Below are 25,103 nucleotides of genomic sequence, written 5' to 3'. Positions count from 1 at the left end.
ATTGGCCGTGGACATTAACATAACCGTTATTGCTTCTCCCTGCAATTTTCTTCAATACTGTTAGCAGCGAGACGTAATGGTTTAATAAGCTATTTGACCTTTTGGGTTGTCACGCTTTTGCCTTATAACTAGCAGTCCGACCATGCAAAATAATAATGCAGTTGCTGGCTCAGACACTTCGATTGGAGGAGTTGTTGGTAAAGGATCTGGGTAGAAAGCATCTGAAAATGGATGTTCACTAAAGGTGACATTAGTAATTGTATTTACATGAGATAGGTTTAATTCGCCTTCAGAATAATTGCCACTCGGACCTGTAAAGCTAATATCTGTTTCAGAAAAATGATAACCACCAGTTAACATATAAAAACCAAATACATCTCCGTTGGAATAATCATAATCAATGATTTGTTCGCCGTTCCAGCTGTAAACTTCTTTTAGCGGTGTGTTGTTAAACATATTGGCATAAAACACATCATTTCGGAGGATCTCGGTGCGTTCAGGTACTAAGGTATACAATGTTTTGGCTCCCCAGGAATTGGTGAAGTAGATACCAAAATCAGAGATGGTTCCAAATGAGCTGGTTATTTTCATGTAGGTAGCATCTCTACTATCCAGGGCAAACATCCCGTCACCGGTATGAATTAATCCTGCATTTGCTGTTATGGTGTAAATCGAAGATAGTAAAACAAAGAGTGTTGTTTTTAACCTCATGATTTTTCCTTATGTCGTTAATTATAGGGGCTGTGAAGGGCTGTTTACTGAGCAATGGCACTGTAGATGAGCACTTCCATGTTTTGACATAATAATGATATTAAAAGAGTTAGGATAAAATATGGATAAATATCAGTTTGCGATCATGCAAGTTAAGTCGATTAAAGTAGGGGAAGTGTAATCACAATTTTTAGCCCGCCTATGTCAGACTGTTTCGCATATATTTGTCCGTTATGTCCTGAAATCAAGCTTTTGCAAATAGCTAACCCTAAACCAGAGCCACCTGTTTCTCTACTTCTTGAACTCTCAACACGATATAGCCGTTCGAATATGTTGCTTAAATCGTCACCCGTTACACCAGGAGCACTGTCTTCAATGATAAACACTAGCGTGTCTTCTTGAACAGTTGCATGCAACTGAACTTGACCGGGTTTATTGGTATATTTAATACTATTGGTCAATAAGTTGATGAATACCTGTTTAATCCTATCTTTATCAAAATTAACCATGAGTGTTTTGGGTAAATTTCGAATGAATGTAAAAGACAGCTTATTGTTATTAATGAATTGTGAAAGCTCTTCTTGCCAATGATCTAGGGCTTCATTAAGTTCGAAATGCTTCATGTTTAGTTGTAAGGCGCCAACATCTGACTGGGCAAGTTGATGAATATCATCAATTAAATGCTGAATATCATCAAGTTTATTATCAAGGGCTTGATAGGTCACTTGTACATCGTCTTCTAAGTCATCTTTGAGAGACTCTACTTGTAGTTTCAATACCGTAAGTGGGGTACTCAGTTCATGGGAGACATCAGCAAGCAACTGGTTTTTTTTGATGATGAGATCTTCCATCATCTCTGCGCGTTCAATGGCCAATTTGTGAGTATTTACCGCGTGCTCTTTTACCATGGCACGTTTTAAAAAGACTTTGTGTATTAGCCAAAGACAAACAGCGATAGTGAAAATTATAGATATTTTAAACCAAATCGTTTGGTAAAATTTTGGCTGTACGGTAATGGCTATGGATAACTTTCTATGCTCAACTGCTCCGCTTTCATGATACGCTTTGATTTCTAAAACAAAGTTACCAGGTGGCAGCGAGTTATAACTAGCACGTCGCTCTAATGAAGACGTGGTACGCCAGAATTCATCTAAGCCCTTTAAACGGTACTGGTAACTTGTATTATTGGCATGAGCAAAATCGAGTGCTGAAAACCTGGCACTAAATTCTTGTGATATCGCGGGTATAGTTATCGAATTGGCTAGTTGTTGTTCATTTAATTGTTGCTTACCAGAGGTGAGCTCAGTAAGCCTTATTGGAGCTTGGTAAGTTTGTGGTTCAATTTTGTTTTTATCTATAATAAGTATTTCTTTATCGGAACTTACATAGATATGATTCGCTAACGATATAGTATCGTTAAAGGCATTTTTAGTAAGGTAACTGTAGTGGCTAAGATTTACGTATTTTCTATTATAAGGGTCATAATAAACATAGGGCCCTAACCACAATAAGCCTTGTTCATCAATGGTAATAGCTACTCTATCGATGGGTAATTGACTATCAGGTTGAGGCACTTGTGTGAGTGCTATTTGCGCCTCGGTTATCTTGGCTTGATAAATAGCCTGATTGGTGAAAATCCATAATTCCCCTTCTTTTCCTTTAGCGATCATCTCCACAGACGACCCCTTAAATGTTGATTTATCTAGTGGCAACAACGAAAAGCCTTGCTGGTCATTGAGTTGATAAAGTAAGCCCTCGTTGGATGCAAGGAAGTAGTCATCTTGCTCTGATTTATAACTACGCCATACACGTGAATGTATCTCGTCACCTTGCGTTGTTTTTAATGCAGCAAACTTTTCTGTTTTTGGATTAAATGTCATAGCGCCGCCACTGGTTGAAATAATAATTTCGTTGTCTGAAATATAATTTATTCCGTAGGTAACATTGCCTCTAACACCTAACTCATCAAAGGAGTAGTAGTGTTCCTCTTGCGTTGCTAAATTGAACTTAATAAGTGTTGGTGTTGTTAAGCCAAGCCATAATTCGTTATCCCTTCCTAGCGTCAGCTCTGATATTTCCCATGCTGTATCTTTAAAGGCTAAAGATTTCGGAAAGTTAAGTGGCTTGAGCGAACCTTGTTTCCTGTCGAAAAGTGCTAGATGCTTAAAAATAGAGATAATTGATATGTTTTTATCCAAAGGTTTTACCCTTAATATTCCTTCACCGTTGATGTTTCTATCAAACTTAATGTATTGATAAGCAGATAAGTTTTGATTATAAAATTGCGGCTTTTCACCATAAAAACTTAGCCAAATGTTGCCTGAAACATCAGTATAAATAACATCGACATTAATTCTTTGGAGTTGGTGAGGTTTTTTATTATTTGCAGAAATATGTTTGGTTTTCTCCATCGTCTTAGCATTAAATACTTCAATGCCAGTGGTCAAATTACTGACCCATATTTCATTATCATTCACTTGGTTGATACTCATATGATTATACTTACCGCCTTTCTCTCGATCAGCAAGTGGAAAAATCATCTTTGTATTTGGGTCAAGCACATGGATATTTTCATGAAAACCAGCCAGCCAAATTTTGCCATTTTCAGCGGTGATAATCTTTCTAAATAACTTTGATTGCTGCGCTGGCTTTAACGGCTGATTATTTTCATTAACTAAAGTTGGCACTATTAACTTCTTAGTGATGTTATCAAATACTTTTAGACCTTTTGCTGTAGATAGCCAGAGTACGCCTTGTCTATCAATAGTCATATCAAGGATGTAATTATCATTCTTTATGTCACTGCCAGAAACAAAATGGTTAAACGTTTTTGTTTTACTGGTGTAATAACTTAAGCCGCCTTTACCGCCAATCCACAAGTCATTATTTTCCAAGACAATAATATCTCTAATCGTATTGCTACTTGGGCTGTTGAGGTTATTTTTATCGTGTGGGTAATGAGTAAATGTTTTTGTTTTTGCATCGTAGTGGCTCAGGCCTAAGTTATATAGAGATAACCAAAGACCAGCATCATTATCAGCACTGATGCTGCGTACAGCATCTTCAGCTATGGAGTAGTGATTTTTAGGGTCGTGTTTAAACTCCTTAACTTCATATCCATCAAAACGGACTAAACCGCCATAACCTGCAAACCACAAAAATCCTTCACTATCCTGAGCTATCTCATAATTCACATAATTGAAAACAGCACTTTCGTGATTAAGTGTCTGAAAGAACGGACTATGAACATCTAAAGGAGACACAGATATAGGGAGAGTTGTAGGCGACTTAGCTACAGCAAGCGTTTGATAGATAATTAACTTAAGCAGGAAAAAGAGAATAACTAGGCTTTTTGTCATCATTATAAGTCACTTTTTTCAAGAAATTCTAGTGAGGAAAAGTCGTTTTAATTCGTTCATTTTTGCAAGTGACCCTAGTAAATACTTGTCTATACTTTAAAACCGTCTACTTTTAAGTTTAGACGCAAACTTAGGAGAAACTTGGGCTAAATAACACTGAATAGAGAAAACATTTTTGAATATTTAGAGCTTATTTGTCTGAAGGTCATTTGTAATAGCAAAGGAAATATCAATAAACCCATAATTTATCCACATTGTTATTGTTAAATGAACATTGTGGCATGTTGATTGATAGCAAAATGATTAATTAGGAGCGCTAAATTTTGAAAAAAATAGTTGCAACATCACTGGTTTTAGCTTGTTCCTCAACGCTAGCAGGTAACTTATCGATTACTTACGAGAGTGCCAAACTGGCGCAATGTTCGGTATTAGTGGAGTATTTTGACGGCGATAAAAATAGAGTGACTTGTGCTGTTGAAGATAAAGGTATATTTCGAACTGCAGGCTCTACAGTAACATTAAATTGTCAAGGAGCAGACGAAATTAAACATTTGAATGATGATGCTTCAGCGGTGCTTATTTTAAGTAATTGTAAGGACACAATAAAGGCTTTACAGGCAAAGGAAAGTTATGGTGCGGGTACAAGTAAGGGGGCTGATAGCTTCTGGGCGCGGGGTAATGATAAAAGTGGTATTAAAAATAAAGTCATTACCGAGACAGCTATTGATGGTTGTTATAACCATGTTTCAATTGTAGCTTCAAAAGTACGAGTACTGATTACCCGAGCAATAACTTTAGATAGTCGCTGTAAGAGTACGACCTTAATCTAAATTTGAACCAATGGGCTAAGTTTAACTTTACTGTGTTCAATATCATCGAGGAACTTGAGTCAGCCTCAACATATATGGTGAAAAAAGTGCCGAACTGGCAGTACTAATTTAACTCCTTTTTTGAAATGCTGGTTATCACAGGCGAAAATTTATTAAGTAACATTAAGCTGTCGTAATCTTAAAGCGTCATCAACCTTTGTTTGCATGACTTTTAAATGCTCACTGCGATTAGTAGTGGGCATTTTTTATTTGAGTTATTAATTCCTCCACAAAATATCCTACATCTGTTGTTAACCTAAATATAGGGTTGATACGTGCTCCTGTTGCAGCATGTAATTTTAGGGAGTTTGTTGTGAAAACAGTTTATTTTGTTGCGGGTCTGCCGCGTAGTGGCTCAACGTTATTGATGAATATTTTAGGTCAGAATCCAGATTTTTATGTCACACCAACGTCTGGAATTTTAGACATGCTTGGCCAAGTTAAAAATAATTGGGACAAAAATGAAGCCAATAGAGCCAGGGAACGTAATGAAAATGAGTTGATTAAAAAGAATGTGCTTACCGGTATGTTACAAGGCTATTTTTCTCATGTAGAGCAGAGCATTTGTATTGATAAAAACCGCTACTGGTTAGAGTACGCCGAAATGGCGGCCGCACTTTTAGGCAGTAAAGAACAGGTGAAAATATTAGTCACAGTAAGAGATTTACGTGATGTTTTGGCTTCTTTTGAGCACCTTTATCGTAAAACTTCAGCACTTTCTCAAGTGCCACTTGATGCCAATAATCCGATTAAATGTAAAACCGCTTTGGGGCGATTTGAAATGTTTATTGATGACGCACAGCCCGTTGGTCGAGCGTTTAATGCCATTAGAGATGCCATTACCCGCGGTTGGGGGCCCAATATGCATATTGTTGATTTTGATGAGTTAACTAGCAATCCTAAAGCAACAATGCAGTCAATCTATCAATTTTTACAACAAAAAAACTTTCCGCATGACTTTAACTATGTGGAGCAAATCACTTGGGAAGATGATAGCGCTTATGGTTTTAAAGACTTACATGTCATTAGAAATCAAGTTGAGCCACAAAAGCCTCGTTGGCCAAGTACGTTTGATGTCACGGTGACAGAGAGTGCGGCGTGGCAAAATATTGATCGTTTTGCTCGTTTTTGGCAGCAATAAGGTGATCTTTATCCGCAAAACCCTTTTAAAGTCGACTTCTAGGATTAATAACTAATGACTAATCATTTGAATACTATTAAACAATTAACCGTTTTTGAGCCTTGTCGCTCCTTGGTAAGTAAAGCGGTGAATAAAGCTTTACCTCTTGTATTAATCTCGCCGTTATTACTTAGCTCTGAGCTTAGCTTTGCTGCTCAGCTCACGCCAAACCCAAATGATGCTGGAAATACTATTTCTATTGCCACTACTGATGTGACTAACGATGTTGCTTTTGATAACTCGGGCACTATTAAGGTTGAAGCAACGGGCTTATTAACTAATAACGCTAGCTTAAAAAACCATGTTGGTGGCAAGCTTAATCTTAATGGTTACGCTAACCATGTAGAGGGTAAACATAATGCTTTTACTAATGCCGGCACCTTAGAAAATAGCGGTACAATAAACTTAAGTGCTTATCAAAATTTCTTGGTGAATCAAGGGACTATTAACAATGAAGCGGGCGGCTTAATTCATTTATATAATTCTAATGCTCACTATAATAATAATTTGAGGTTAGATAACGAAGCCGGTGGTGTATTAAATAATAAAGCTGGCGCCACTATTACCCTAGAAAATAATGGCGCTAATAAATATTTTATTAATGACGGTGTCGTTAATAATGATGGCTCAATCAGCGCGGGTGATTTTACTCATTTTTATAATTCAGGGCAGTTTTATAATAATGTGGGTGCAAGCTTAATTGTTAAACAAGCAAGGGGTGATAATAAAGTTGGTATACTGACTAATGCTGGCGATGCCTCTTTATCGAAATGGCGAAACTCTTATAGATTTGCGCAAACTATTCAAAATAGCGGTACGTTGATCTTAGAAAAATTGACGCTTACTCGCCCCTTAACTAACCTTAGTGGTGGCACCTTAACCACTAAAGGTAATGGTGCTGCTTCAGTTACCTTTGCTGATAATAGCCCCAATAGTGGTAGCCTTTATAACAGTGGTACTTGGTTTCATAACTCAGGTCAATCCCTTAAAAATGAAGCGCTTATTCAAAATAATTCTGATGGCACAATCAACTTATCGGGTTATTTAAATAACGCTGCTACTTTTACCAACGCAGGTACGTTAACCCTTAACTCTGGCAGTGCTTTATATGGGACTGGCAGTTTTGATCAAACCACGGGTACTACAATATTGAATAGTCAGTTAGCTGCTGATGGTGGCGTTAATTTTTCTGGTGGTTTATTAACAGGTAATGGCAGGGTTATTTTAGCAGCCAATACTTTACAAATAGAAGAGCAAGCTGAGGTAAATCCCGGTTCTGGAGTCGGCACGCTTTCAGTGACTGGTAATGTCGCTTTTAATGGGCAGTTAACAATAGAGTTAGATGCCAAAGAGCAAGGTAGTTTTGATGAACTTGCTGTAACTGGTGATATTGCTTTTGGTACTGCTAGCGATGCTGTGTTTGATTTTAATTTCACTGTAACTGAAGAGTTCACTATTGATTTTGCTAGCGCAGGAAGTATAAGCAACCTCTCTAACCTAAATTATACTTTTATTGGATTATCAAGCGGCTATGCAGTTGTTGTTGATGAGTCAGGCAGTAAGCTACAGCTACAAGTGAGGATTGATACTGATGGCGATAAAATAGCCGATCAAATTGATGAAGATGATGATAATGATGGATACACAGATATTGATGAAGCGGCCAACGGTACTTCTACAATAGATGAAAATGATATCCCAATCGATAGTGATGGCGATTTCATTTCAGACTTAACAGATCCCGATGATGATAATGATGGTGTTTTAGATGATGATGATGCCTTCCCATTTGATACGGATAATGATGGCATTAATAATGACATCGATCTTGATGATGACAATGATGGTTATAGCGATACAGATGAAATAGCAAATGGCACATCAGTAACTGATGCTAATAGTTTCCCTAGTGATAATGATGGTGATTATGTCTCAGATTTAATCGATATAGATGACGATAACGACAATCTTATTGAAATTAGCAGCTTGGCAGATTTAGATGAGATTAGAAATAACCTATCAGGGACGGCTTTATTTGGTAGTAGCAGTGGCTGTAGCTCAGTTTGTAATGGTTTTGAATTAGTTAATGACTTAGATTTTGATACTTCTGGCGATGGTGTTATTGATGCTAGTGATAGTTATTGGAATGCTGGCTTAGGTTGGTCACCGATTGGTCTTGATTATAGATCGCCTTTTATTGCTAAGGCAAATGGTAATGGTTTTGTCATTAAAAGCCTGATGATAAACCGACCTGAGCTGAGCAATGTTGGCTTGTTTGGCACAACGGGCGTTGGCGCAGAGATTCAAAATCTTGGTTTGGAAAAAGTTAATATAGCGGGAAAATACTATGTTGGTGCCATGACGGGGTCTTCTTCAAATACCACATACAACAATATTTTCAGTACTGGTCATATCACAGGCATGGATAGTGTCGGTGGGGTAATCGGTTATAGCAATAGTGAAGACATTACTAACCTTTATCATGTTGGTCGGGTTTCATCTCCAAGTAGTGAGGTGGGTGGACTCATTGGTTATGCTGAGGGGGGAAACTTCACTAACTTTTATAATATTGGTCCAGTAACAGGATATAGCGATGTTGGTGGTCTATTTGGCAGTACCGAGGTTACCGGCGATCGCATTAACAATTTAACCAATGGCTACAGTGTCGGCTTAATCTCAGGTAGTAACACTGTTGGCGGTATTGTGGGAAATAACTATATTTCTACTTTGACTAATGTTTTCTCTTTAGCAAAAATCTCTGGCAATGCACAACACGCTGCTATCGCAGGAAGAATCTCCAGAGAGTCAGAGCTTAACAATGTTTATTGGCTTGCTGGAAGTGCGGCTAAAGCACTAGGAAGATCTGAAATAACTGATAATACACAAGCCCTGTCTCAAATCCAGTTGCAGTGCCCACAATCTGCAGCAGATGTTAGCTGCGCCACTATTACCTATCAAAACTGGAATGAATCAGATAGTGCTTGGGACTTTGGTAATACTTCACAATATCCCAGCCTCAATATGGCAGGTAGCTACTATCGGATAGGTGATTTTGACAATGATGGTGTTAATGATTTAGATGATCAGTTTCCCTCTATTTCAATAGCCGGGTACCCTGATGAAGATAACGATGGGGTTCCTGATGAATGTAATGCAGCGTGTTTAGCCTCAGGGTTAATGGCAGATAATGATAAAGATTTTGATGGTATCACTGACTCCCTTGATATAGATGATGATAATGATGGCCTTATTGAAATCAGCACATTAGCAGAGCTAAATGAAATCAGAAACAACTTAACTGGTATGGCTTTATTTGGCAGTAGTGCAGGTTGTCTCTATGGCTGTGAGGGGTTTGAACTAATAAATGATTTAGACTTTGATACCAATGCTGATGGTGTTATTGATGTTAATGATGATTACTGGAATGGTGGTTTAGGTTGGCAACCAATTGGCTCTAGTGATTTTCAAGACAGATTTATTACCACACTAGAAGGTAATGGTTTTGTTATTCGACATTTGATGAGTAACAGACCAGATCAACAATATGTAGGACTGATTGGTTTTACTAATGACGGTGCTCGTGTGCTTAATTTAGGTTTGGAGAATGTTCAAGTCACAGGTAAGCATTATGTCGGTGCTTTAACTGGTTTTTCTTCATCGTCAGAATATGACAATGTTTATAGTACTGGTAGTATTTCAGGCGGTTACAACATTGGTGGTGTACTAGGTTTTAGTGGTGGCGAATCGGTAAGTGATGTTTATCACATTGGTCGAGTACAAGGTGATGGGGAAGTTGGCGGTATTATCGGTGACTCTGACGGCGGTTACTTTTCAACGTTATACAATATAGGACCGGTGTTAGGCATAGAAAAAGTAGGTGGGATCATTGGCCTTAACAATATTAAATCAGCTCAACTTAAAGATGCTTTTAGTGTCGGCAAGGTGCAAGGTAACGATGCCGTTGGTGGTATAGGTGGGGCTTTAGAGGAGACTAAGTTAACCAATGTTTATACCTTGGCTAGTGTTTCAGGTAATGATTCAGTAGGTGCTATTGCAGGTCAACTTACCAATGAATCAGAGATCAATGAGAGTTACTGGCTGCAATCGTCAGCACAGTTGGGCTTAGGGTTTTCAGATATTACCGATACTAGTCAAGCCTTAACTAGCGCGCAATTAACCTGTCCACAATCGGCGAATGACTTACTTTGTTCACCAGTAATCTATTCAAATTGGAATAGGTCGACCACAGATTGGTATTTTGGCTCAACTACACAATACCCCGTATTACTTATTGAAGGTAATGAACATGGTATTGGTGATTTTGATAGTGATGGTGTCAATGATCTCAACGATCTATTTCCGACAATTACCATAAACGATTATCTAGATAGTGATCATGATGGAGCACCTGATAACTGTGATGTGGATTGTCTAGCCACAGGGCTATCGGCAGATACGGATTATGATAATGACGGTATCGTTAATGAATTGGATACAGATGATGATAACGATGGGGTTGAGGATCTTGTAGATGCTTTCCCTGCAGATGCAAGTGAGTCCATTGATACTGATTTAGATGGCATTGGTAATAATGCAGATACTGATGATGATAATGACGGTATTATTGATGAGTTAGATGGTGAGCCATTAAATGCCGTGATTGGCGATATTTCTCCACCAGTATTTAATCACTCAGACGCTATTTTTATCAAAGCGCAAGGCCGTTTAACCGATATTGCTGCTTTGGTTGAGGTAAAAGCACTTGATGCTGTTGACGGTGAGGTTACCTCCAATATTGTCGGTGAAACCCTTTATCTTTCAGGTCAACATATGGTTGAGTTAAGTGCTGAAGATACTGTGGGAAATATTGCTTATTACCAGCTTGAATTAAATATCAAACCTGAAGTTAATGTTATCTCCCAGATAAATGTAGAATCGGGTGGCAGCTATGCTCTAGCCTTATACCTAAGTGGTGAAGCGCCTCATTATCCGGTCGAAGTGTTATATAACATTTACCTTAACGGTGAAGTTTATGATGAAGCATGGGTAAATATTACTGCTGGCACACAAGGTGATATAAAAGTCACGGTGCCTGCTAACTTATCTGTCAGCGACACTATGTCGATCAGCCTTGAGTTTGCTAGCCCTGCTTTTATTGGTACAAAAAATCTAGCTAAGTTGACCTTGAGTGATAGGAATTTTGCGCCATTAATGCAAACACATGTTACGCAAAATGGTGAGCAAGTAAGTAGTATTGATCCTGATAACGGCCTAGTGACTATTCAAGCCAGTATTGAAGATATTAATCAAGCAGATCAACATGATATTATTTGGTCGGTACAAGATAATACGTTTGACGATATAAACAATGATAATCAGTTGATGACGTTTGAAGTGGATCCTAGTGAACTTGTCGATGGTAATTATTCATTAGATATTATCGTTATTGAAAGTAATACCGAACCCGCACTATCGGTTCAACATACCTTACAGCTTGTTGTTGAGCAGTTAGCCAAACTTGCACTTGATCTTGATAGTGATAATGACGGCATTAACGACAGCGAAGAAGGTTATAGTGATAGTGACGGTGATGGCATTGCTGATTATCTCGATAACAATAGCAATACTACCGAATTACCCAGTAGTGTCAGTGCACAGCCTATGCAAACAGCGCCGGGATTAACTATGTCACTAGGCTCATTGGTGCGGGGCGTTCAAAGCCAAGATGCAAGTTTAACCCTTGAAAGCTTAGCTGTCGCGGTGGGAGAATATGCTGCTGATACACAAAGCACAGATTTTGAGGCTGCGACACCGCTTTATAATTTTACGGTTGGCGGGTTGAGTGAACAAGGCGACTCCGTTGCTGTCGTTATTCCATTAGCTTCCGGTACTTCATTACCTGAAGATGCAGTCTATCGTAAATACAACACTGTAGATGGTTGGTACACTTTTGTCGAAAATGACAAAAATAGTGTCAGCTCAGCAATTTCAGATATCAATGGGAATTGTCCTGCAGCGAATGATAGCCGTTATCATGTCGGGTTAACGGCAGGTGATAACTGTATTCAATTAATCATTGAAGATGGTGGTGCTAATGATGCTGACTTTATGATTAACGGCTCAGTTGAAGATCCAGGTGCGGTAATGATTGCCTCAGTTAATACAGATTCCGTTATAACAGATCCAATTAATACAGCACCAGAAGTGAGTATCAATCCCCATCAAACAACTTTTGAAGAAGGTAGTGATATAACCATTTCAGTACAAGGCATCGACCCAGAAGAAGATGTTTTGAGTTATAGCTGGAGTCAATTATCTGGCCCGACAGTAACATTTGATGATGTGACTAGTACTCAAACAACGGTTAGCTTGCCAGTTGTAGATCGTAATGAAGTTATTGAGTTGCAAGTGAGTGTTTTTGATGGTGAGTTAACAACAGTAACAACCACCACACTTACAGTCACTAATATTGTTGAAACAGTTGAGGAAACAGAGTCTGAGACAAACAGCGAAAGTAGTGGCGGTAGCATAAACTATTTATTTTTATGCTTATTGTTATTAGCTAGGTATCAGCGGTTAAAACGAGTTAGATAATCATAAACGCCTTGTATCTTTAAATGCCTACCACCATTCAGTGGTGGGCATTTTTGTTAGTAAAATCCTGTTTCTCCATGAATCCTCCTAACTCTTTTCATATCCTAAAAGTAATTGCTAGTAGTAGCCTCTTGTTAATGAATAACTGGGCGTATTTAAATAAAAGGAATTAACTTATGTGGTTGGTGTATATGAAAAAATTGATAAGTTCATTAAGTTATAGTGTAAGAAATAAGGCTATCAACATTTGTTTGCTACCTTTTGCTTTAATGTTTTCTACAGTGTCAATAACAGCTTCTGCTGATACCAATGGTTTATGGAATAAACAATTTCACGCGCTTGCCTCATATTATGATAGTGAATGCCAAGGTAAGCCTACAAAGCTATCAGACATTAATTTTAATGACTCTCCAGAAGTAAAGAAAGTTAGCAGCAATTTTACTATCGGCAATAATGATTCTGGTGTGTGTACCGAATACTTTGCTGAGTACTTTGGTGGTGAACTTTTTATTTCAGCTGAAGAAAACATTACCTTTTACCTAAAATCTGATGATGGTAGTCAGTTGTTTATTAATGGCAATCTATTAATTAATAACGATAACACTCATGATGATAGTAACGAGCTTAACAACAGCATTACCTTAGGCGTAGGTTGGCACTTTATTGAAGTAAAGTATTTTAACTCCGGTGGTGGCCATTCACTAGCTGTCAGTTATAGCTCTGCTACTATCAGCAAACAAATTATTCCTAGTTCAGTTTTAAGACCAGATGGCGCATATGATCCAGATGACGATGGAGTCTCAAATTATTGGGATCTTGATGTCGATGGCGATGGCTTAATAGAAATTTCAACCTTGGCTGAATTGGATGAAGTTCGAAACAACTTAGCGGGTGCAGCATTATTTGGTAAATCAGATGGTTGTGGTGCAGCTTGTATTGGATTTGAATTAACTAAAGATTTAGATTTTGATACTTCAGGTGATGGTGTTGTTGGTGCCAATGATGACTATTGGAATGCTGGTGATGGTTGGCTACCGATTGGCCGCAAAAGTAATAGTGCTTTTAAAGCCATTTTTGAAGGAAACAGTTTTACCATCAATAATTTAAACATTAACCGTGGCCAAGAAGATGGTGTTGGTTTTTTTGGTTTTGCCAGAGGGGGCGCCAATATACAAAACCTAGACTTAACTAATACAAGAGTTATTGGTAAAAACGGCGTAGGCGCTTTAGTGGGTAAGGCAGATAATACTACTTTCAATAATGTTTTTAGTACCGGTCATGTAAGCGGCAGTAATGACGTGGGTGGGTTAATTGGTTGGGCAAATACTGTTGCGATAACTACAGTTCATCATATTGGCTATATTAGTGGTTTTGGTGAGCGTGTCGGTGGCATCGTAGGTAATTTGGCTAACAATAGCTCAATTGAAAATGCCTTTAATATCGGTAGCGTCAAGGGAGGAGATCGCGTTGGCGGAATTACAGGTACTAGCGATAGTGCTATAAGTGATGTCTATGTTGCCGGCTATGTTAATGGCGATCAGCGGGTAGGGGGTATTACTTCGGGTATAAGCTCTGCACATTTAGCGCGGTCTTATGTGGTTGCGCAAGTAACAGGAAATTTTGATACAGGGGCAATTCTCGGTTCTATTTTTGCACCCGATGCTAGTATTTCGAGCAGCTATTGGTTAACAGGTATTGCAGAAAGCGCGGTTTTTTATGGTAGAAATGTACCTATCACAATCACTGAAGCTAACTTAGTCGACTTATCTTGCCCAACTAATGCGGGAGATAATTCTTGTAATCAAATCTTTTATGCTGATTGGGACGATTCAACGCCTATTTGGCAATTTGGCACTAACAATCAACTTCCCGCATTAATGCAAAATGGCACTGTTTACTTCCTCGCTGACTTTGATGGCGATGGCGTTAGTGACCAACTAGATGCTTTTCCAAGCATAGCTATTGGCGCCTTGTTAGATAATGATAACGATGGTATTCCTGATGATTGTGATGCCAATTGTTTATCTTCGGGCTTAATAGCTGATGTAGATGATGATAATGATGGTGTTGACGATGATAGTGATGCATTTCCTTTTGATGCTAGCGAGTTTACAGATAATGACTCCGATGGCACGGGTGATAACGCCGATTTAGATGATGATAATGATGGCGTTAATGATGACCAAGATGAATTTCCTCTTGATGCTGCTGAGTCCTCGGATACTGACGGAGATGGAATAGGTGATAATGCCGATGTAGATGATGATAATGATGGTTATATTGACAGTAAAGATAGTGCCCCTTTAAATTCTCTGCTACCTGGTTTAACCCCAATTCGCCAGCAAAGTGGTGATAATGCCGATATCCGATTTGCCCAAGCAATAGCCAATATTGGAGATGTTGATGGTGATGGCGTTAATGATTTAGCAATTAGTGCTCACGAAGATGACAGTAATGGCTTTGACAACAGCGGTTCAGTTCATGTGATGTCAGCTAAAACAGGCCAAATACTTTATAAGATCTATGGTGAGGGTGAAGACGATAAGCTCGCTGAGGCGATGATATCGGCACCAGATATGGATGGCGACAATATTGCCGATTTTTTGGTGCGCAGGCGAGGAACAAATGGTGATGAACTTGAATCTGTTGAACTTTTTTCAAGTAAAGCGGGCACATCTTTGTTTACTATTGCTATACCGAATGATTTAAATGTTAATAAATTAGCTTTTATAGATGACCTTAATGGTGATGGCATTGCTGATATCTTAGTAACCTTGCCGGGCTTTGATAATGTGCAAAATAATATTGGCGCGGTATATATCTACTCGGGTGCTGACGGTAGTGAATTAAGTCATATCGAAGGAGAAGGCGGTTATTTTGGTGATGAAATCGCGGTATTAGGTGATATCAATGATGACTTAATTGCTGATTTTATTGTCAGTGCTGCAAGTTTCGATGGGCAAAATGATAGAGAAGGGCGAATCTATGCATATTCTGGTGCAGATAATCAACTTTTGTATCAGGTAGGTGGTCAAGAAACTAATCAAGAGATTGGTGAAGAGATGGTTGCAATTGGCGATATCGATAATGATGGCATCAATGATTTTGTTTATTCAAATAGAACAAAATTAACCGTAAACGGTGAAGAACGTCGCTTTATCACTTTCGCATCAGGTAAAGACGGTAATCAAATTGAGCAGTTAATTGCCGGTAACTATTCACTAGGCGGCTTTGCAGACCAGCTTTATTCTATCTCTGACATTGATGGTGACGGCAGTATTGATCTTGTCATTACTGATGAAGGTGATGATGGCTCAGGATCCGTACGCGATATTATTTTTTACTCAACCAGTAAAAAGCACATTATAGGACGAATAAATAATAAAAATATTTTGAGTCGAGGCAGTTTTGCTGAAAGCCTACTTGTAATTGATGATATCACTGGCGATAATTTTTCAGAAATTGTAGTGGGTGACTATTTACATGACGGCCAAGCGTCTAATGCCGGAGCTATTTTTACCTACTCATTCGGCGACTTTGTTGTTGATACTGACGGTGACGGGACGGTAAACGGTGATGACGCTGATATTGATAACGATGGCGTAACGAATTTTAATGATGCTTACCCTTATATTAGTTTAGCGGGCTTAACAGATTCAGATTTGGACGGCATACCGGATAGTTGTGATAGTGAATGTCAACAGAGCGGTATGGTTACTGATAACTATATTAACGGTGTCATTTATGTTGATAGCAGCTCAAGTTGTGATGCGGCAAATGAAGTATGTGGCCAATCTTGGCAAAGCCCATTTCGTACCTTGCAAGACGCCTTAGTTGTAGCTAATACCAATCAACAAATTTGGTTAGCGCAAGGGCTATATTACCCAAATGAAAGTGATAACAATGTTTTTAATAATGATCTTGTAGCCTTTAAATTACCGAGTAACGTTTCTTTGTATGGCGGTTTTAATGCCGCTGCGAATCCAACTCTATTAACTGAGGCAGACCCTCATAAATTTAAAACGATTTTAAGTGGTGATGTTGATCATTTAAGCAGTCCAGATTTAACTGATAATTTAGGTATTACCCAAACGGTTACAGATATTATTGGTGATAATGCTAGTGTGATTATTTTTACGGCATTAGGTAGCCAAGATTATACCATTGCTGGACTTACCTTAACGGGTGTATCGCGAATGCAAAGCAATCAATATGCCCTTAATATTAGTAGTGGTAACGCGACAGTAAAAAATATTGATATTATTGGCAGTAAATCGTCGATTAATTTACGAGAAAATATTAATTGCCAAATTGAGATGAATAATATTAATTTGATCAATATTACGACGGGCTCACCGTTAGTCAAAATATTTGATACTCAATGTCAAAAAATAACGATTTCTGATCTTAGCACCACAAACGCTTATACCGATGACAGTATGTTTGAAGTGCGTGGTGGCGATAATAATATCGAGTTCAACCGTATCTCAGTTATTAATGAAAACCGCTCAAGCGAACGCCTTTTATATACAACTTCAGATCAATCGAATTTGACCGTAACCATAAATGACTCTGTCTTTAAAAATATTGGAGAGGTGAAGTCCCAAAATATCTTAAATGTTAACAATTCCATTTTTATGCAAACCCATGGCATTGAGCAAGCTGAAGATTTTCCACTGACTGTTAAACATTCTAGCTTTATTAATAATAAGTCGACTAACGATGCAGGCGCGATTAGCTCTACAAGTTCAACAAATAACTTAGGCTTCAACTTATTTGTTGGTAATACCGGCACCAAGGCCAATAACATCTATGTTGTTAATGATGTCAATGATTTAGGTTATAACCTAGTAGGTGCCAATAGCCTTAACGGTTTTGTCAGCCAAACAGGTTTAAGTTTTGTACAAGCCTTTGACTCAGCTACAAGCTTTACTTCGGCATTAACAATTGAACAAATTACTGAACAAACTCTGGCTGACAATGGTGGTAATATATTAACGGTATTACCAACTCTTCAAGGTCCTGCGGTTGATGTTATTTCCGAAAGTGACTGCCATCAAGAGTTTGATATTAGAGGAATAAGTCGTCCTCAAGAAAGCTTGTGTGATATTGGTGCTGTTGAGTTCAGTATCAGTGATCTAGATACTGATGGCGATGGTGTTGATGATAGCAGCGATGCTTTTCCGCTCGATCCAAACGAAACCACGGACACCGATGCAGATGGTGTTGGTAATAATGCAGATACCGATGATGATGGTGATGGCTATCCTGATGAAGGTGATGAGTTTCCTTTAAACCCATTAGAATGGTTAGATACTGATTTTGATGGTGTTGGTAACAATGCTGATACCGATGATGATGGTGATGGTATTCCTGATGAGCAAGATGGCTCACCACTGGATAACAACATAGGAGATATTGCAGCACCTATTATTTATTTGCTTGGTAATTCATCCATTAATGTAATGGTAAATCAAGACTATGTTGAACCCGGTTTTAGTGCGCTAGATAACGTTGATGGTGACTTGTCTGGCAGTGTTGAGATTAGTGGTACAGTTGATAGCTCAATAGTGGGTACTTACATTATTAGTTATAACGTAATTGATGCTGCTAGTAATGCGGCTATTACCAAAACACGTCAAGTGACAGTACAAGATGTCTCTGCTCCCGTCGTTATTGCGCCAAACAATATCATTATCGCGACGATTGATGCCTTTGGTACTCCAATTTCAAATACAGAAATAAACGCATTTCTTAATTCAGCCAATGCCAATGATGACGTTGATGGCAGTTTAGCTGTTGTGTATGACGCGCCAAATATATTTCCACTGGGTGTAACCACGGTATATTTTACCGCAATTGATTCGGCTAACAATGTTGGCAGCGCCCAAGCAACGGTCACGGTTACCGATTTAGATGCTCCAGCGCTAAGTTTAGTGGGTAATACATCAATAACGCTGAGCTTAAATGAGACTTATAGCGAGTTAGGTTATAGCGCTATTGATAATGTTGATGGTGATATATCGGCTAATGTGGTCGTTAATGGTGTTGTTGATAGCTCAACCCTAGGTACTTATATCATCAGTTATAAAATTAAAGATGCTGCAGGTAACTTTACCGCGACTCAAAATCGTCAAGTGACGGTGCAAGATGCTGCTGCTCCGGTAATTATTTCTCCCATTAATATTATCGTGGCAGCAGTAGACGCTAATGGAACACTTGATTCAGATATAGACATCAATGACTTTTTAAGCGCTGCTAGCGCAAGTGATAATGTCGACACTGATATTGCAGTTAGTCATGATGCTCCTTCACTCTTCCCTCTTGGTATAACCACGATAACCTTTAGCGCTACTGATAGCTCAGGCAATTTAGGTACGGCACGGGCAACCGTAACGATTATTGACCAAAGCGCACCAGTATTAACTTTACTGGGTAGTACATCGGCAATATTGGGCTGGAATGAGACCTATATTGAAGCAGGTTATAGCGTCATTGATAATGTTGATGGTGATTTATCTAATAATGTTATTGTTGCTGGCTCGGTGGATAGCTCAACAGTAGGTACTTACCTCTTAAGTTATAATGTATCGGATAGTGCAGGTAACCCAGGGCAAACTAGGAACCGTCAAGTGACAGTGCAGAAAATTATTGGACAGGATTCTGATGGTGATGGGTTTGCGGATGAAATAGATGATTTTCCATCAGATGTTACAGAATGGTTAGACTCCGACAATGATGGAATGGGCAACAACGCCGATAGTGATGATGATAATGACAGCGTTGAAGATTCATCGGACGCCTTCCCATTAGACCCCGCAGAATCAGTTGATACCGATGGCGATAATATAGGTAACAATGCCGATACTGATGACGATAACGATGGCATCTTAGATGATGAAGATGACAAGCCGTTGGTTGCATTTGTTGATACTCAAGCACCAGTATTTGCAGAGTTGGAACAGCTTATCTTTGAGGCCAAGGGTGAGGTAACTATTGTAGAACTACCTTCACCTAGTGTTACTGATAATTCTACTGAGTCACCTACAGTGACATCAAATTTATCCGAAGGGTTAACAATTGGTACTCACTCAGTGACTTGGACTGCAATTGATGGTGTGGGTAATCAAAGTACGGCTATACAAGCGGTAGTGATTATAGACTCAACGGCACCTGTTTTTACAACAGTTGAAGCAATAACGGTCAATGCTGAAGGTCGCTTAACTGACGTGTATTATTTGGTTAACGCTATTGCGGTAGACATTGTTGATGGTGATGTTTTGGTAACGACTTTTGAGAATACCATGCTGCCTTCCGGCTTTCATGAGCTACAAATTGTAGCGACTGATATGGCGGGTAATGAAAGCATAGCTACAGTACCTGTTACTATTTATCCAGAGGCAAGCATTAGAAACACGTTATTGGTTGAGTCTGGTGGTGTCTATAATATCGATGTTAATTTAAGCGGAGATGCACCCAATTATCCAGTATCGATTAGTTATCAATTATCTTTAAATGGTGAACAACTTGAGACTGATTCGCTGATTATTGATGAAGGTACCACAGGTAAACTGTCATTATTGATACCAACAGCACTGCAAACAGCGGATAACTTGGTGCTCCATTTAGCTGAAGTCGACAATGTCTTTGTTGGTGATACAAGCCAAAGCCAATTGATCCTTGTTGAAGGCAATATTGCACCGCTGCTTAGTTTTACGATGAGTCAAAACGATCAATTGGTGAGTGTCATTGATCCTGATAAGGGTGAGGTAACGTTTGCGCTACAAATAAGCGATGTTAACTTCAATGATGAGCATGATATTACTTGGACAGATGCCAGTGGTACTTTTGCTAATGCTGTTGATGTTTTAACGTATCATCTTGAACCCAGCACACTTGAACAAGGAACTTATAACTTTGAGGTCAGTGTCGTTGAAAATAATACCCAAGAGTCGTTATCGGTGACAAAAACTGTGCGGTTTGTGGTTGAGCAACTAGCTGAGCTAGTCAGCAGTAGTGATAGTGACCATGATGGTATTAATGATAGTGATGAAGGTTATAGCGACAGTGATGGTGATGGCATTGCTGATTATTTAGATAACGATAGCAATACCACACGTTTGCCAAGCAGTGAAAATACTGAGCCAATGCAAACAACTGCAGGATTAATCATGTCACTTGGCTCACTTGTTTCTTCCCAAGGTGTCACGAGTAATGAAGCGAGTTTATCGGTAGATGATTTAGCGCAGCTTGTTGGTGATAATGCCGCAGAAACCCATGATGAAGGTGTGTTGGCGGTTACGCCATTGTATAACTTTACAATTGATGGTTTAACTGAGCAAGGTAGCTCTGTTGCCGTTGTTATTCCGATGGCTGTTGATACTTTTTTACCTGCTGGCGCCATTTACCGTAAGTATAATGAGCGTGATGGTTGGTTTACCTTTGTCGAAGATGAAAACAATAACATTAGTTCAGCACACACTGATATTAATGGTAATTGTCCTGCTGCTAATGATGAAAGCTATGTATTAGGGTTAAACCAGGGGGATAACTGCTTCCAGTTAATAATAGAAGATGGTGGTCCTAATGATGTAGACCTTATCATTAATGGCTCAGTAGAAGATCCTGGTGCTATTGTGATAGATGCTGTTAATCATGCTCCCGTGGTCGTGATTACTACTCCCGAATATGGTTATGCAGAAGAGACAAGCTTTAGCCTAACTGCACAAGCTAATGACGAAGATGGTGATGAGCTTACTTATCTATGGCAGCAAGTTTCAGGTCCTGAAGTGGTTTTTGATGATGCCACATTCGCAATGGTCAATGTAAGCCTACCTGAAGTTATTTTAGATGAGTTAATTGAAATACAAGTCACGGTAAGTGATGGTGAGTTATCAACAACGAGTGTTACTAGCTTTCGAGTAGTAAGTGTCATTGACGGTGAAAGCGAAGCGCTCGCAGAGCGTCTCAATGCAGGTACGACTTTTTGGTTATTAATATTACTTGTTTTGGTAAGAATGAGAAAAGTAAGAAACTACCTGCACGCGGCTTAGTATTCAGCTTAATGACTGGAAATTAAAGATGCTTAACCTGCTAAGTTAAGTGTCTTCCTATCCTCGTAAGGACAACGCATGGAAAAATTAACACCTGTTAACCTCAATCACATCCTGATTATGACGCTGTCATTGATGAGGTTATCAGCCACAATTATGATCAAAAAATTATGTCTGAAGCCATTAAACGAGCAAAAACTAATTTACAAGCTGAAGCAATATACGTGGTGTTAAAGTTACAAAGCTATTAACTGGTCATTAAGAAATTAATTGTTTTTTTTGGCTCTAGCTCAATTATTAGGATGTTTTTTCCGGTAACAGCGGCGTTTAATCGCTCAGTGCCTTTGGCGGATTGGTTAACATGTAATTTGGCAAGGTGTGCAACAGGTACTTTACCAACTTCATTGTCAGAGGTGTTGATCATCATTTCATCCGAGAGACTGTAAGCAAAAACTAAGCTATCAGTTGATAAGTTTATGATGACTTTTTGTTGTTCAACATAACAGTTAACTTCTGCAGAAAATGAGGCTTGCTTAGTCATTATATTGAAGTCTTTAATGCCACCATTGACGAGTGCGCCGTGGGTATTACAGCCACCATCAAAATGAGCGATATCAAGTAAGTTAGTTAAGTTATCAATATCACCGTTACGATGATCTAATGTTAAGCCTTCACCTTCGATTAAGACCAAATTACGCTGATAACCGGCAAAGTTTGAAAAGTCACCATCATTGACCACGCTGGCAATACTGAGTCGCCAATCAAAACTGTCTAAACTACCACCTTCGCTAATGGCTAATTCAGTGGTATGGCCTAACCCGTTTTTCCATGGGATGGTTTTAAATTTTTCAGGAGAAAGTATTGTTAACATAGCGGTGTCTTAAGGGTAGGTTTTTGCTCATATTACCTAGCTTATTCACAGAGGCAATGGTTATTTGTGCTCTGCTTTGTCAGTGGTCTGATTTGTAGAGCTAATTATTTTAGCGCTTGCACTATCTGCTCAGCTCACGTTAGAATCTGTCTGCGCTTATTGAATCAAGTAAGAACATTAGTAAGCGCAACACTTGTCGGAGTGCCAAAGGCTGAGATCGCGTAAGCGGGATCCGTAAAACCTGATCAGATTAATATCTGCGTAGGAAACAAGAGAGAGCAATTAAACCCTGAGTCCTAGGGGATAAACTATACTATTTGACCCTCTTCTTTAGCTAAAAACTCCGCCTATTTTTATCATTTTCTTGCTTTGCTGCAGAAAAACAAAAACAAGGTGCGACCATGAGCGACCAAGCTACAAACGAACAAACTAAAAAGCCACAAACACGACGTGAAAAACGTGAGGCGGCAGAAGCATTTTTAAAAAATGTTTCCGATCAATCTTTTCCTAATTCCAAGAAAGTTTATGTTCAAGGTAAGATCCACGATATCAAAGTGGGTATGCGTGAAATAAGCTTATCGGATACTTTAGTTAGTGGTAGTAAAGACAAGGCCGTTTATGAAAAAAATGAACCGCTATGTGTTTATGATACTTCAGGGTTTTATACCGACGAAAATGTTGAAATTAATGTACACCAAGGTATTCCACGCCTGCGTGAGTCATGGATTGATGCGCGTGGTGATGTCGAATTTTTAGAATCTAATAGCTCTAAGTTCGCCCAGCAACGTCTTGCCGATGAAGGTGTTGACAGTATTCGTTTTGAACATTTACCTCAAATGCGCATCGCTAAAAAAGGTAAAAACGTCACGCAAATGCATTACGCTCGCCAAGGTATCATCACTCCTGAGATGGAATACATCGCGATTCGAGAAAACTTAAAACGTGAAGAAGTAAAAGATGCAACCTTGTTGCTACAACATAAAGGTCAATCTTTTGGTGCTAGCATACCAGAGCAAATCACCGCTGAATTTGTTCGTGATGAAGTGGCTCGCGGTCGCGCGATCATTCCAGTAAATATTAATCACCCAGAATGTGAACCTATGATCATTGGTCGTAACTTTTTAATTAAAGTTAACGCCAACATTGGTAACTCAGCAGTGACCTCTTCTATTGAAGAAGAAGTAGAAAAACTAGTATGGTCAGCAAAATGGGGCGCTGACACGGTAATGGATTTATCTACTGGCCGTAATATTCATGAAACACGTGAATGGATCATGCGTAACTCGCCTGTACCAATTGGCACAGTACCAATTTACCAAGCGCTTGAAAAAGTAAACGGCGTAGCAGAAGACCTAACGTGGGAAATTTTCCGTGATACCTTAATTGAGCAAGCAGAGCAAGGTGTCGATTATTTCACTATTCATGCGGGTGTTCTTTTACGTTATGTACCTATGACAGCTAAACGTGTTACCGGTATTGTTTCGCGTGGTGGTTCAATTATGGCGAAATGGTGTTTAGCGCATCATAAAGAAAACTTCTTATATACTCACTTTGAAGATATCTGTGAAATATTAAAACAGTACGACGTATCATTCTCTTTAGGTGATGGCTTACGTCCAGGATCTGTGGCTGATGCAAACGATGAAGCGCAATTTGCTGAATTACATACTTTAGGTGAATTAACTAAAATTGCTTGGCAGCATGATGTACAAACGATCATTGAAGGGCCAGGTCATGTGCCACTTCATATGATTAAAGAAAATATGGAAGAGCAAATTGAGCACTGTGGTGAAGCACCTTTCTACACTTTAGGTCCATTAACTACGGATATTGCCCCAGGTTATGACCATATTACTTCTGGTATCGGTGCCGCTAACATTGGTTGGTACGGTTGTGCCATGCTTTGTTATGTAACGCCAAAAGAACATTTAGGTTTACCAAACAAAGAAGACGTTAAAGAAGGGTTGATGACTTATAAAATTGCTGCCCATGCCGGTGATTTGGCTAAAGGTCATCCAGGTGCACAAATTCGTGACAATGCTATGTCTAAAGCGCGTTTTGAGTTCCGTTGGTACGATCAATTTAACATTGGTTTAGACCCAGAAACAGCTAAAGCTTACCATGATGAAACCTTGCCACAAGAGTCAGGTAAAGTAGCGCATTTCTGTTCTATGTGTGGACCGAAATTCTGTTCGATGAAAATCTCACAAGAAGTACGAGAATACGCTGCTAACCTTGATAAAAATGCCATCAAAATTCAATTGCTTGATGAAACCGTAACGATAACGTCTGACGAAGCTATTGAAAAAGCGATGCAAGAAAAATCTGCTGAGTTTAAAGCTACGGGTAGTGAAATCTATCAATTAGCTGATTAGCTTTATTTCGTCGTATCCGAAGTTTTTAATCGGATATCCATTGTCACCCTGAATAAATTTCGGGGATGACAATAATGTGAAAATAGGCAGA

At 39.0% G+C, this 25,103-nt stretch carries 8 protein-coding genes and 1 riboswitch; of the genes, 5 read left to right on the top strand and 3 right to left on the bottom strand.

From position 1 onward, the window contains the following. Positions 1–81 precede the first annotated feature (81 nt). Together GAB14E_RS21475 and GAB14E_RS21480 are read right to left on the bottom strand one after the other, a co-directional pair. Positions 82–711 (bottom strand): hypothetical protein, encoded by a 630-nt coding sequence (locus tag GAB14E_RS21475; protein WP_033080325.1) that lies wholly within the window; start codon positions 709–711, stop codon positions 82–84. Positions 712–872: 161 nt separating this feature from the next. Next, positions 873–4,073 (bottom strand): ATP-binding protein, encoded by a 3,201-nt coding sequence (locus GAB14E_RS21480; RefSeq protein ID WP_033080324.1) that lies wholly within the window; start codon positions 4,071–4,073, stop codon positions 873–875. A gap of 320 nt (positions 4,074–4,393) precedes the next feature. Here GAB14E_RS21480 and GAB14E_RS21485 point away from each other — a divergent pair, with 320 nt between their 5' ends. The 4 genes from GAB14E_RS21485 to GAB14E_RS21500 all read left to right on the top strand — a co-directional run bounded on the left by GAB14E_RS21485 (position 4,394) and on the right by GAB14E_RS21500 (position 21,766). Further along, complete coding sequence (locus GAB14E_RS21485) at positions 4,394–4,900, top strand: hypothetical protein (RefSeq protein WP_033080323.1); 507 nt, start codon at positions 4,394–4,396, stop codon at positions 4,898–4,900. Between the two features lie 352 nt (positions 4,901–5,252). Next, on the top strand, positions 5,253–6,080 hold the full coding sequence (locus GAB14E_RS21490; protein ID WP_033080322.1) for a sulfotransferase family protein: 828 nt from the start codon (positions 5,253–5,255) through the stop codon (positions 6,078–6,080). A 54-nt stretch (positions 6,081–6,134) separates the two neighbouring features. After that, a complete protein-coding gene (locus GAB14E_RS21495) occupies positions 6,135–12,713 on the top strand; it encodes a beta strand repeat-containing protein (protein ID WP_033080321.1) in 6,579 nt (2,192 codons plus the stop codon). 191 nt (positions 12,714–12,904) lie between these two features. Beyond that, the gene (locus GAB14E_RS21500) at positions 12,905–21,766 is read left to right on the top strand and encodes an immunoglobulin-like domain-containing protein (protein ID WP_197061131.1); all 8,862 of its coding nucleotides are present in this window, start codon (positions 12,905–12,907) and stop codon (positions 21,764–21,766) included. Positions 21,767–22,013: 247 nt separating this feature from the next. On the opposite strand, the gene GAB14E_RS0122380 is transcribed toward GAB14E_RS21500, so the two are convergent. Next, complete coding sequence (locus tag GAB14E_RS0122380; RefSeq protein ID WP_052093363.1) at positions 22,014–22,637, bottom strand: HutD/Ves family protein; 624 nt, start codon at positions 22,635–22,637, stop codon at positions 22,014–22,016. A 187-nt stretch (positions 22,638–22,824) separates the two neighbouring features. Then, positions 22,825–22,922: riboswitch (TPP riboswitch) on the top strand. 116 nt (positions 22,923–23,038) lie between these two features. Here GAB14E_RS0122380 and thiC point away from each other — a divergent pair. Then, entirely contained in the window at positions 23,039–25,012 is a 1,974-nt protein-coding gene (gene thiC / locus GAB14E_RS21505) for a phosphomethylpyrimidine synthase ThiC (protein WP_033080319.1), read from the top strand. The last annotated feature ends 91 nt before the right edge of the window (positions 25,013–25,103 follow it).

The organism is Colwellia psychrerythraea (assembly GCF_000764185.1).
In the GTDB taxonomy this organism is placed as follows: Bacteria; Pseudomonadota; Gammaproteobacteria; order Enterobacterales; family Alteromonadaceae; genus Colwellia; species Colwellia psychrerythraea_B.
This window is presented reverse-complemented; position numbering and strand designations above follow the sequence as displayed.